10 protein-coding genes are annotated in these 11,706 nt (G+C 66.5%); 3 read left to right on the top strand and 7 right to left on the bottom strand.

The genetic code is table 11. From position 1 onward, the window contains the following. The 4 genes from ABNS06_RS09760 to ABNS06_RS09745 all read right to left on the bottom strand — a co-directional run. Positions 1–540: catalase (locus ABNS06_RS09760; protein WP_348674268.1), on the bottom strand; the 540-nt coding region annotated here is incomplete at its 3' end. A 215-nt stretch (positions 541–755) separates the two neighbouring features. Next, on the bottom strand, positions 756–1,163 hold the full coding sequence (locus tag ABNS06_RS09755; RefSeq protein WP_348674266.1) for a response regulator: 408 nt from the start codon (positions 1,161–1,163) through the stop codon (positions 756–758). Between the two features lie 260 nt (positions 1,164–1,423). Beyond that, the gene (locus ABNS06_RS09750; RefSeq protein WP_348674264.1) at positions 1,424–1,972 is read right to left on the bottom strand and encodes a YbhB/YbcL family Raf kinase inhibitor-like protein; all 549 of its coding nucleotides are present in this window, start codon (positions 1,970–1,972) and stop codon (positions 1,424–1,426) included. A 59-nt stretch (positions 1,973–2,031) separates the two neighbouring features. Then, complete coding sequence (locus tag ABNS06_RS09745; protein ID WP_348674262.1) at positions 2,032–2,859, bottom strand: helix-turn-helix transcriptional regulator; 828 nt, start codon at positions 2,857–2,859, stop codon at positions 2,032–2,034. A 109-nt stretch (positions 2,860–2,968) separates the two neighbouring features. Here ABNS06_RS09745 and ABNS06_RS09740 point away from each other — a divergent pair, with 109 nt between their 5' ends. From ABNS06_RS09740 to purL, 3 genes are read left to right on the top strand one after another with little or no spacing between them, the layout of a single operon-like run. Beyond that, complete coding sequence (locus ABNS06_RS09740) at positions 2,969–3,307, top strand: DUF1820 family protein (RefSeq protein ID WP_348674261.1); 339 nt, start codon at positions 2,969–2,971, stop codon at positions 3,305–3,307. Then, a complete protein-coding gene (locus ABNS06_RS09735; RefSeq protein ID WP_348674259.1) occupies positions 3,307–4,071 on the top strand; it encodes an MBL fold metallo-hydrolase in 765 nt (254 codons plus the stop codon). Before ABNS06_RS09740 ends, ABNS06_RS09735 begins: the two co-directional genes overlap by 1 nt. Positions 4,072–4,106: 35 nt before the next feature. Next, positions 4,107–7,937: a phosphoribosylformylglycinamidine synthase gene (gene purL, locus ABNS06_RS09730; protein ID WP_348674258.1), complete on the top strand. Its 3,831-nt coding sequence runs from the start codon at positions 4,107–4,109 to the stop codon at positions 7,935–7,937. Positions 7,938–7,990: 53 nt separating this feature from the next. On the opposite strand, the gene ABNS06_RS09725 is transcribed toward purL, so the two are convergent. The 3 genes from ABNS06_RS09725 to ABNS06_RS09715 all read right to left on the bottom strand — a co-directional run bounded on the left by ABNS06_RS09725 (position 7,991) and on the right by ABNS06_RS09715 (position 11,551). Then, positions 7,991–9,217: a mechanosensitive ion channel domain-containing protein gene (locus tag ABNS06_RS09725; RefSeq protein WP_348674256.1), complete on the bottom strand. Its 1,227-nt coding sequence runs from the start codon at positions 9,215–9,217 to the stop codon at positions 7,991–7,993. A gap of 149 nt (positions 9,218–9,366) precedes the next feature. Next, the gene (locus ABNS06_RS09720; RefSeq protein ID WP_348674254.1) at positions 9,367–10,677 is read right to left on the bottom strand and encodes an alkaline phosphatase PhoX; all 1,311 of its coding nucleotides are present in this window, start codon (positions 10,675–10,677) and stop codon (positions 9,367–9,369) included. A 166-nt stretch (positions 10,678–10,843) separates the two neighbouring features. Further along, the gene (locus ABNS06_RS09715; protein WP_348674252.1) at positions 10,844–11,551 is read right to left on the bottom strand and encodes a glycosyltransferase; all 708 of its coding nucleotides are present in this window, start codon (positions 11,549–11,551) and stop codon (positions 10,844–10,846) included. Positions 11,552–11,706 lie beyond the last annotated feature (155 nt).

Here is an 11,706-nt window from a genome sequence, read left to right as displayed (position 1 = left end):
GTTGTCATGAGCGGTCTGGGCCTGCGGGAATCCGCGATCCGGTTCCGCCTTGGCGGCGTGGATCAGATCCGGAAATTTCATCGCGTCCTGAATGAAGAACACCGGGATGTTGTTGCCGACCAGATCCCAGTTGCCCTCGTCGGTGTAGAACTTCACCGCGAAGCCGCGGACATCACGGGCCAGATCGGCCGATCCCTTGTTGCCCGCAACAGTGGAAAAGCGCACGAAGACGTCCGTTTTCTTGCCCTTCGCCTGGAAGGGCGCCGCGCGGGTGACCTCCGTCAGAGGCTCATAGCATTCGAAATAGCCCTTGGCGCCAAAGCCCCGGGCGTGGACGACCCGTTCCGGGATTCGCTCGTGGTCGAAATGGAAGATCTTGTCGCGCATGACGAAGTCTTCCAGCAGCTTCGGCCCGTGCTCGCCGATCTGTAGCGTGTTCTGGTCATCGGCGACCGGCACGCCCTGTTGTGTGGTCAGTGTGGGATGGTCGGCATCCGCGGTTTGCCGCGTTTCGCCGCCGGAGCCTCGCGTTGTCTCGATGTCTCCGTACTGAACGGATTGAACATGCGGGCAGGCCGATGCCGCATTCGGGGTTGTGGATTCGTCTTTCACGGTGTCCTCCTTGACTGCTCGTTAAGGCGGACTGCGATTCTGGAACCTCGCAGCCAATAGATAGAACTGCCTGGAACATCGTCGTTCCATTGGCATCCTCTATCGTTGCGATAGCGCCCGGTCCGGACCGTACTGGAGGTGGCTTATTTCCCGAAGTGTGTCGCCAGAATGTCGACGACGGTCTCGCGCGTCAGCGGCTTGCCGAGAAAGCCGTCCAATTCCGGACTGCGTTCGGCTGATGCCCGGTGATCGGGATTGAGCGAGGTGGTCAGCATCATCACCACGATGGAGTGCTCCAGCAGCGTCTCCTTCCCTGCCTGATCGAGAAACTCCCAGCCGTTCATCAGCGGCATGTTGACGTCCAGGAGGATCAGGTCGGGCATCGTGCGCCCCGGGTCGGTGTTGGCGGCGCGCAGGTAGTCGATGGCCGCCTCGCCGTCATGCGCCTCGTTGATCGTTTCGGCGATGTCCATTGCCTCGATCAGGTCCCGGTGGAGGAAGTTGTCCGCCGGGTTGTCGTCGATCAGCAGGATTTCCTTGAGCTTGTTCATGATCCCGGCCTTTCAGGGCGATTCAGGTCGCCGTACCGACAACACCTCAATTGGAGGAGGCGTCGACCCGCACGCGGTTGGCATAGCCGTTCCGCAATTCCGAGACAGTGTGCCACCCCGATTCCGATGCCCTTGAAATTGTCACACCCGGTGGTGTTTCGGGAACTGGTCCCTCGCGATGCGCAGGGGGCCACGGTGCCGCGATTTCATCAGGCGTAAATGCCGTGGCTTCGGGGGGATCCGCTGGCGCTGGCCGGGGCTCACCGTCCGTAGCGGGCGGTGAGCGTCGCGGTGGCCAGCGTGTTGGCGTTGATCATGAAGCCGGCCATGGCCGCGGTCGCATCCTCAGGGACCGGCAGTGTGTCCACCGACAGCGCATGCAGCGTGAAGATGTAGCGGTGGGGCTTGTCACCGGCGGGCGGGCAGGGGCCACCGTAACCGGGCTGGCCGAAGTCCGTGCGGATCTGGCGGGCGCCATCGGGCAGCGCGCTGCCGTCCGGCGTGCCCGCTCCGCGAGGCAGGCCGTCCGTTGCCGCCGGCAGGTCGATCACCACCCAGTGCCACCAGCCGCTGCCGGTGGGGGCGTCCGGATCGTAAACCGTCAGCGCCAGGCTTTTGGTGTTTTCGGGTACGCCGCTCCAGGACAGCGCCGGCGAGCGGTTGTCGCCGGAACAGCCGAACCCGCTGAATACAAAGCGGTTGCCGATGGGCGTGGATTCGGAGACATCGGTACTGCCGAGCACGAACGACGGGCCGGCGAAGGCGGTCGAGCTGATCAGCAGACAGGACAGGGCGATCAGATGGCGCATGGTGCTGCTCCTGGAAAACCGATGTTCATGGTGACGCGTTGATCCGGGGCCGATGCGCCTCAACCGGTCATTCTTGCGCCCGAATCGCTCAATCCGCTGATCGCGCGGCCGGCGCGCAGTTCGCTGGGGGTGATGCCGTAGCGCTGCCGGAACCGGGCGGCGAACCGGGACGCGGACTGGTAACCGCAATCCAGCGCCACGGCGGCGATGGGGGCGTTGCCGCCCTGGAGCAGACCCAGCGCCAGTTCCATGCGCACGGCGTCCAGCAGTTCGCGGAAGCTCGTGTTGTCGCGTGCCAGATGGCGCCGCAGGGTCGATTCGCTCTGATGCAGCAGGGCCGCGGCGTCCTCGGCCCGCCAGGCATGACCGGGTCGGCTGCCCAGCAGGTTGCGCAGGCGTTCGCTGACGGTGGCCGTGGCCGGCACGTCGAGGCCCAGACCCAGATGGCGCAGCGTCAGCACGATTTCGCCGAGTCGGTGCCGGATCAGCGCCGGAGGCACGTCGGACGGGTTGTCCAGCGCGGCCAGGGCGTGGTCCAGCGCTTCACTCAGCAGCGGGTCACGCAGCCGGGCGACGGGTTGCGGGGACGTTCCGGAATCGCGCGGTGGCATGTCGCGAATCAGATCGGAGCTGATGCTCAGGCAGCGCGCGACATAGCGCCCGCCGGGCAGCGGGGTGTTGGTCAGGTCCAGCGATTCGCCGGCGCCGATGACGAGCACGTCACCGGCCTGCGCCTCGCCGACGAGGTCGCCGTGACGGAATCGCTTGATGCCCTCGACGATGTGGATCAGCGAGACCTGGGGAAAATGCACGGCGGCCAGACGCTGGCGCCTGCGCACGCTGATCAGCAGCGCCGCGCCGGGGGTGATGTCGGTGGCTTCGTCCATGCGTTCTCCGCGGTCAGGGCCGGTGGCAAGCCTGCTACAATTCGCGTTTCCTCAAGACGGAACCCCCGCGCTGCAGCGTGTCGTTCCGCCAGCCTCGTCGATGACTCAAATGTCCGCGAAATCCAAGACACTTTATCGCGTCGCGTTCATCAATAAAGGGCAGCTGTACGAGGTTTACGCGCGTTCCGTCGCCTCCAGCGAGCTCTACGGTTTTGTCGAAATCGAGGAACTCGTCTTTGGCGAGCGCACCTCGCTGGTGATCGACCCGTCCGAGGAAAAGCTCGCGGCGGAATTCGAGAACGTGAAGCGCTCCTTCGTGCCCATGCACGCCGTGGTGCGCATCGACGAGGTCGACAAGCGCGGCACGGCCAAGCTGACGCCGGTCGGGGAGGGCTCCAACGTGACGCCGTTCCCGATGTACACCCAGGGCAAGTCCGAAACGCCCTGATGCGATTCGCCTACCTGGGTAGCGGCAGTCGCGGCAACGGCGCCGTGATCAGCTCGGGGTCCACGCATGTGCTGCTCGACTGCGGTTTTCCCGCCGGTGAGGCGGAACGTCGCCTGCAACGTCTGGGACTGGAGGCGGCGCAGCTCGCCGCGGTGCTGGTGACCCACGAACATGGCGATCATATTGGCGGTGTCAGCGCGCTGGCACGGCGCCACGGGCTCGCGGTGTTCATGACGCTGGGTACGCGCGCGGCGGGCAAGATGCATGCGGATGTGGACGTGCGGGTGATCGACGGCCACACGCCGTTCACGGTCGATGACCTGGAGATCGAGCCCTATCCGGTGCCGCACGATGCCCGCCAGCCCTGCCAGTTCGTGTTTCATGACGGACAATGGCGCCTGGGCGTGCTGTCGGACGCCGGCTGCATCACGCCGCATATCCGCGAGATGCTGGCGCCCTGCGACGGTCTGGCCATCGAGTTCAACCACGATGTCGACATGCTCGCGCGCGGGCCGTATCCGCAGAGTCTGAAGACGCGGGTTGGTGGCCGGCTGGGGCATCTGAGCAATTGTCAGTCCGCCGCGCTGCTCGCGGAGATCGGCGCCGCGAAGTTGCAGCATCTGGTGCTGGCGCATCTGTCCGAGCAGAACAATTCGCAGGCCCTGGCCCGTGAGGCGGCGGCCACCGCGCTGGGTGTCGACACCGACTGGATACAGATCGCCGACCAGGAAGACGGCCTGGACTGGCGGACATTGGCGTCGTGAGGACGCTTCCGATTTTTACGACACAGGATTGATCGATGACCACTCGCTTGCTGCTGGGCCAGGCCGCGCTGTCCTCCTTTCGCCTGGACCGGTTGAACGCGGCGCTGGCCGAGGCCGGCAGCCCGGTCACGGTGCAGGGTTCGGCGTGGATTTATCTGGTCAACGCGTCGCGCCCGGCCGACTGGGACGTGATCGAAAAGCTGCTGCCCGGCGTGACCACGGAGCAGCCGGCTGGTGATGTCGCCCGCTACATCCTGCCGCGGGCCGGAACCTTGTCACCGTGGTCCAGCAAGGCGACCGACATCGCCCGGGTTTGCGGCATGGACGTGGACCGGCTGGAGCGCGGGCGCCTGCTGATGCTCAGCGCCGAGCCGGACCCGGCGGCGCTGGATCTGCTGCACGACCGCATGACCGAACAGGTGCTGCCGACGCTGGACGATCTGGACGCCGTGTTCGCGACGCCGCCGCGCCGGCCGTTGCGACACATGCCGCTGGGGGACGATCCGGTCGCCTCGCTGCGTGCCGCCGATGCCGAGCTGGGGCTGGCACTGTCCGACGACGAGATCGAATACCTCGCCGCGTTCTACGCGGATGTCGCGCGCGAGCCCACCGATGCCGAACTGATGATGTTCGCGCAGATCAATTCGGAGCACTGCCGGCACAAGATCTTCAACGCCCGGTTCACCATTGACGGCGAGCCGCAGGATCAGTCGCTGTTCGACATGATCCGCGCCAGCCACGCGGCTTCGCCGGACAGCATTCTGTCCGCGTACAAGGACAACGCGGCGGTGCTGGAGGCGAAGCCCAGTGGCCAGTTTCGCGTCAGCGGCGAGCCGGTCTACGCACTGACCGAGGAGCCGTCGCACATCTCCATCAAGGTGGAGACGCACAATCATCCGACCGCGATCTCGCCCGATCCGGGCGCCGCGACCGGCGCCGGCGGCGAGATTCGCGACGAGGCCGCGACCGGCCGTGGCGGCTACACCAAGGCCGGGCTCTGCGGGTTCTCCGTCTCCAACCTCAAGATTCCGGGCATGCCGCGGCCGTGGGAAGTCGATGTCGGCAAGCCGGGGCACATGGCCAGCGCCTTGCAGATCATGCTGGAAGGCCCGATCGGCGCCGCCAGCTACAACAACGAATTCGGCCGCCCGAACCTGACCGGTTATTTCCGAACCTATGAGCAGACCGTCGCCGGCCTGCTGCGCGGCTATCACAAGCCGATCATGATCGCCGGCGGTATCGGCAGCGTGCGCGATGGGCATGTGGAGAAACTGGCCGTGCCGGTGGACGCCAAGCTGATCGTGCTGGGCGGGCCGGCGATGCTGATCGGCCTGGGCGGTGGCGCCGCCAGTTCGGTCGGTGCCGGCGAGGGGCAGGAATCGCTGGATTTCGCCTCGGTGCAGCGGGCCAATCCCGAAATGCAGCGCCGTGCGCAGGAAGTCATCGACCGCTGCTGCGCACTGGGCGAGGCCAATCCGATTCTGTCCATCCACGATGTCGGCGCGGGCGGAATCTCCAACGCGTTGCCGGAGATCATCGACGAAGACGGGCGTGGCGGCGTGATCCGGCTCAGCGACGTGCATTCGGCCGATCCGTCGCTCTCCCCGATGGAAATCTGGAGCAATGAATCGCAGGAGCGCTACGTGCTCGCGATTGCCGGCGAAACGCTGGAGCAGTTCCGGGCGATTGCCCTGCGCGAGCGCTGCCCGTTCGCCGTGGTAGGCGAGGCCACCGCGAACCCGCAGCTCGAAGTGCTGGACCAGGACGGTGGTCACGCCGTCGACATGCCCATGCCCGTGTTGCTCGGCGAGACGCCCAGGATGCATCGCGACGTGGTGCGCATGACCTCGCCGGGTGATGGTTGGACCGGTGCCGATGTCGATCTGGCCGAGGCCGTCGACCGCGTGCTGCGGCTGCCGTCGGTGGGCTCCAAGCAGTTTCTGATCACGATTGGCGACCGCTGCATCACCGGGCTGGTGGCCCGAGACCAGATGGTCGGCCCCTGGCAGACGCCGGTGGCTGACGTCGCGGTGACCGCGGGCGGTTACACCGGCCATGTCGGCGAGGCGATGGCCATGGGCGAGCGCACGCCGGTGGCGTTGCTCAACGCTCCGGCCTCCGGTCGCATGGCCGTGGGCGAGGCGGTGATGAATCTGCTCGCCTCGGACATCGAACGCCTGGACCGGGTGCGGCTGTCGGCCAACTGGATGGCGGCCTGTGGCGAACCCGGGGAGGACGCGAGGCTTTACGACACGGTCCGGGCAGTTGGTGCCGAACTGTGTCCGGCGCTGGGCATCGCGATTCCAGTCGGCAAGGATTCGCTGTCCATGCGCGCGCGCTGGACGGCTGATGGCGAGAGCCGACAGATGAGCGCGCCCATGTCGCTGATCGTCACTGCGTTCTCGGCGGTGCGGGACATCCGCCGCACACTGACCCCGGTGCTGGACGCCACTGGTGACACGCTGCTGGTGCTGTTGACCCCGGCCGGGGTGCAGCAGCGTCTGGGCGCCAGTGCGCTGGCCCAGGTTTACGGCCAGACCGGCGATCTGGTGCCGGACCTGGACGATGCGACCGGCTTCAAGGCCTTTGTCGACACCGTGATCGCGCAAAAGGCCGAGGACCGGTTCCTGGCCTACCACGACCGCTCCGACGGCGGCCTGCTGACCACGCTTTGCGAGATGGCCTTCGCCAGCCGCTGCGGTCTGGACATCGACCTCGGAACGCAATTGCCGGTGCCTGCGCTGTTCAACGAGGAACTGGGCGCGGTCGTGCAGATTCGTGCCGACGAGCTGGAGGCACTGACCGAGGTTTTCTTCGCCATCGGCGCCGGCGTGCAGGTACTCGGCCGACCCAACGAGACGCAGACCATCACAATCGCCGTCGGCGGCGCCGAAGTGTTCGCCGCCACCCGTGGCGATCTGCAGCAGCGCTGGGCCGAGACGAGCTGGCAGATGCAGCGCCTGCGCGACAACCCGGCCGGTGCGGACAACGAGTACGCCATGCTGCTGGACAAGGCCGATCCCGGCCTGCATGCGGCGCTGACCTATGACGTTGGCGAGGACATCGCCGCGCCGTTCCTGAACCTGTCGCGGCCCAAGGTCGCGATCCTGCGCGAGCAGGGCGTGAACAGTGCCCGCGAGATGGCCTTCGCGTTTCACGTCGCGGGTTTCGAGGCCGTGGACGTGCACATGTCCGATCTGATCGATCGGGTGCATGCGCTGGACGACTACGCCGGCCTGATCGCGCCGGGCGGTTTCTCCTACGGCGACGTACTGGGTGCCGGCCGTGGCTGGGCGGGTTCGATCCGCTTCCACGCCGAACTGGCGAACCGCTTCCGCGACTTCGTGAGCCGGGACGACCGTTTCCTGCTCGGCATCTGCAACGGCTGCCAGATGATGGCGGAGCTGCGTGACCTGATCCCCGGTGCCGAGCACTGGCCGCATTTCGTCCGTAACGCCTCCGAGCAGTTCGAAGGCCGTGTGGCGATGGTGCAGGTGCCCAAGTTCACCAACTCGCTGTTCCTGGAGGACATGCAGGGTTCGCGGATGCCGGTGGCGGTGTCGCACGGCGAGGGTCGGGCGCTGTTCGCCTCGCCCGAGGATCAGGCCGCGTTGCAGGCCGCCAATGGCGTGGCCCTGCAATACATCGACAACCGCGGTGATGTGACCGAAGCCTACCCGGCCAACCCCAATGGTTCACCGGCCGGCATCGCCGGCGTGACGGCCGCCGACGGGCGCGTGCTGATCATGATGCCGCACCCGGAGCGGGTGATCCGCACCGTGTCGAATTCCTGGAACGATCCGTCCTGGGGCGAGTACGGGCCGTGGATGCGGATCTTCCGCAACGCGCGGCGCTGGGTGGGGTGACCGACGCGCGGCGGTGGATCGACGTCACGTCGTAAACGACGTGTTGGCTTCGGCTAGCTTTCGGACTGCTGCTCTGATGACACGGATGCCGTGTTCTTGAACCAGACATCGCGCTGCGGGAACGGGATGGTGACGCCGTTGCTGCGGAAGGCCTGGTCGATGGCGAAGCGCAGGTCGCTGGCGACGGCGTAGCGCCGGGTCACGTCGCGCACGTAGCACTTCAGCTCGAAGTCCAGCGACGAGTCGCCGAAGTTGCTGAACCAGACCAGGGGTTTCGGCGCCAGTGCCTGATCGGAGCCCATGACCTCGTCGTGGCCATCGGCGACCTCATGCAGCAGGCGCTTCACCAGCGCGGTGTCGCTGCCGTAGGCCACGCCCACGCCCACGGTGATGCGACCGAACTTGTCGCGCAGCATCCAGTTGGTCACGTGGTTGGAGATCAGATCGGAGTTCGGCACGATCACGTGCTGGCGGTTGAGCGTTTCGATTTCCGTGGCGCGGATGCGAATCTTGCGGACGAAGCCTTCGGTGCCGTTGACGTCGATGAAGTCGCCGGTGCGGATCGGGCGCTCGAACAGCAGGATCAGGCCGGAAACGAAGTTGTTGACGATGTTCTGCAACCCGAAGCCGATGCCGACGCCCAGCGCCCCGGCGACGATGGCGAACTTGGTCAGATCCACGCCCCCGATGGCCAGGCCGATCAGCACCGCGAGCACGAAGGCGCCGTAGCCGAACAGGGTGGCGACCGATTCCCGCAGCGAGGCGTCCAGCGGCGTGTGGGCGAGCCAGTTGGTCTCCAGCCTGTGGGACAGCCAGCGAAAGCCCGAGACCAGCATCAGGAACACGACGGCGCCGAGCAGCATCTGTCCCGGTACGACGCGGATGTCGCCGACGCTGATGCCCGTGGTGAGCAGACGGTCGATCATCTGCTCGCTGACCCCGCCGAGCCCCCACCAGTCCAGCAATGTCAGCGGCACCGCGATCCACAGGATCGCGACGATTGCCCAGTGAGCCCAGGTCACTTCGCGTAGTGGTTCGTCGAGGTCCGCGCCCGCTTGCGCGCGCAGGCGCTGCTGCCAGATCAGCTGCCCGGTGGCGATGCCATCGGACAGACGGGCGAGCAGCACGGTGAGCCCTGCGGCGACCGCCACGAGGCCGAACGACTTGGTCAGCAGCAGAAACGGCCAGACCGGGTGGGTGAACCATTGCTGTTGCAGGCCGTACCAGGCCGTGGCCGCGGCAGCCGCGCACAGCGCCGCAATCGGGGCAATCCAGCGCACGTTGTCATCCTTCCAGAAGCACTCGTCGCATTGTAAGGATTGCCCGCCTGAAGTGGGCGGCGTGGCGGTGCTGACGTGGGCGGGCCATACCCCCGACGGTCATGATCCGGTTTCGGCCGCTTCGCCAGGTCAGGATGTGCGACCGGGTTTCAGGTGTCTTCGCAGACGAACCAGGGGCCGGTGATTTCGTAGGTGCCGCCGGACATGCCGCTGACGTACAGGTGTTTGCCGTCCGGGCTGAAGGAGGGGCCGGATGGGCCGCCACCGGCGACGAATTGCAGTAGCGGAACCTGACGGCCATCCGGCAGCAGCCCGACGACCTGAGAGTCATCACCATCCTCGCAACAGATGACGTCGCCATCGGCGTTCATGATCAGGTTGTCCAGCGCGCTGAGGATGTTGTTCTCACCCACATCGTCGTCGTAGATCGCCTGCACGGTGGCCGCGGCGATGTCGTAGCGCCACAGGCGGTTGTCGCCCTTGGTCGAGAACACGATGCTGTGATCGGTGGCGTGATACCAGATGCCCTCGCCGCCATCGAAGTGTTCCGCTTCCGGCAACTGCCGGCGGATCGGCCGCAGAACGGCTTCATGCGGGGACAGCGTCAGCGGTTCCGGATTGGGGACGTCCGCCCAGGTCACCGCGCGGGGTTCGAAGATGTCGCCGGCCTCGACAACCGCCGCCTGCAGCCGTCCGCTGCCGAGGTCGGGTCGCCAGTGGTCCGCGACGTTCCGGTCGGGGACGAAGCGATAGAACAGGCCGCCGTTGCCGTCGGGGTCATTGCGCTGGTCCTCGGTCAGATAGACATGCATTGGATCGGATCGCGGATCCACCGCGGCCGCCTCGTGCTGGAACTTGCCCAGCGCCGGAAGCCGCACCGCGTCATCCGCCGTGCCGAGCGGATAGCATTCGTACACGTAGCCGGTGTCGGTTTCCTCGCAGCTGAGCCAGGTGCCCCAGGGGGTCGGGCCGCCGGCGCAGTTCTTGGTGGTGCCGCTGAGAATCGGATAGGCGTCGATCAGCTCGCCGTCGGCATTGAAGCGCAGCGCGCCCACGCCGGCTTCGTAGAACACGTTGCGCTCGTTCTCGTCCTCGTTCTTCTCGCTGTTGGAGACATAGACCCAGCCGCCATCGTCGGCGGGAAAGCAGGCGCCGCCATCCGGCAGTTCGTGCCAGATGTAGTCCTTGCCGGGAATCGGCGGCTCGCCCGTCCTGGCGACCAGCTTCACGGTGAACCCTTCCGGTACGCGCAGACCGAAATCGCCAAACATCTGCGGTTCGCCCAACGGGCCGATGTTCGCCAGGTTCGATTTCAGCAACGGCGTGCAGCTCGCGGCATCCGTGGGCAGGCCCGGCGTTGCGGGGCCGCCATCGCTGCATCCGAGCATCCAGCCGGACTGGAGATAGACGCCGGCCTGGGCGGCCATTTCAAGAAACTGGCGACGGGTGTAACGAGCCATGAGGAGACATCCTTGCGCGACATTCAGGAGCGGGTTGCCGTGGTCCGTCGTCGGTCGGGCTCTTGAGTGCCGCGCCGGGTCGCGGGCAGCCCGTCGACCGATGTCGGGGAGGCAGCCTTCTATCATGCGGCCGTCCGGTGACAGCCCGATGACGGGGCGCAGTGGCTTAGCGGCCGGCGTGTCCGTCGTCGTTGAGGTGCAGGCCGCGTTCGTAGATCCGGTTCATCCGTGCCGGCGACAGACCGGCGAGATAGCCGAGCTTCATCAGCTGATTCATGGTCGCCTGCCGCCAGACACCGTTGCGGCTGTACCGGGTGGCGGAGGTGGTGGCGGGCGTGTCGAGGCGATGTGGGCGGCCGTGGCGCAGCAGCAGACGGGACAACGCGGTGTCCTCGAAGATGTCCAGTTCCGGAACCATCGCCGCCAGCAATGGCTCGCGTCGGCAGAAGATGCAGTGGTCGAGGTAGACGATCCCCCCGTGGTCCATGCGCACACGGTTGGAGTAGAACGAGGTCCAGGCCAGCAGTGGATGGTCCTGATCGAAGCGATGCGTGAAGCCGCCCCAGGTCACGTCGGCGGGCAGGGCGAGCAGCGCATCGATCGCACCGGGTGCGAGCAGGCTGCGCGGGTGATGCAGTAGCACCATGTCCGCCGAGGTGGCGTGGATGCCGGCATTCAGGCGTTGCGCCCGATTGCTCGCGGGCAGGTTGATCAGGCGCGCGCCGCTGTCGACGATGCGCTCCGCCGTGCCGTCGGTGCTCGCGTTATCCACGCAGATCAGCTCGACCGCGGGATGGGTGCGCAGGCTGGCGAGTTGTCGCGGCAGGTAATCCAGCCCCAGCTCGTTGCTGGTGGGCAGGATGACGGCGATCACGCGGCGGAGCAGGCGCCGCCGCCGAGCACGCAGAACTTGGCGCAGTGCGGATGGTTGAGCCGAACCGGTTGCAGTGACTGCTTGAGCGAACGACCCATCTCGAACTGGGCGTCGTAGGGCAGCAGCGTGCAGGCGGCGACCACGGGATGTGGCTC

Source organism: uncultured Abyssibacter sp. (assembly GCF_964000955.1).
In the GTDB taxonomy this organism is placed as follows: Bacteria; Pseudomonadota; Gammaproteobacteria; order Nevskiales; family OUC007; genus Abyssibacter.
Note: the sequence above shows the minus strand (reverse complement) of the source record. Positions and strands in the feature narration are given on the sequence as shown.

Bases quoted from the DNA above. Each gene is read 5' to 3' on its own strand.
- ABNS06_RS09750 (WP_348674264.1), bottom strand. From the start codon at position 1,972: ATGCGCCATCTGATCGCCCTGTCCTGTCTGCTGATCAGCTCGACCGCC.
- ABNS06_RS09755 (WP_348674266.1), bottom strand. From the start codon at position 1,163: ATGAACAAGCTCAAGGAAATCCTGCTGATCGACGACAACCCGGCGGAC.
- ABNS06_RS09745 (WP_348674262.1), bottom strand. From the start codon at position 2,859: ATGGACGAAGCCACCGACATCACCCCCGGCGCGGCGCTGCTGATCAGC.
- ABNS06_RS09740 (WP_348674261.1), top strand. From the start codon at position 2,969: ATGTCCGCGAAATCCAAGACACTTTATCGCGTCGCGTTCATCAATAAA.
- ABNS06_RS09720 (WP_348674254.1), bottom strand. From the start codon at position 10,677: ATGGCTCGTTACACCCGTCGCCAGTTTCTTGAAATGGCCGCCCAGGCC.
- purL (WP_348674258.1), top strand. From the start codon at position 4,107: ATGACCACTCGCTTGCTGCTGGGCCAGGCCGCGCTGTCCTCCTTTCGC.
- ABNS06_RS09735 (WP_348674259.1), top strand. From the start codon at position 3,307: ATGCGATTCGCCTACCTGGGTAGCGGCAGTCGCGGCAACGGCGCCGTG.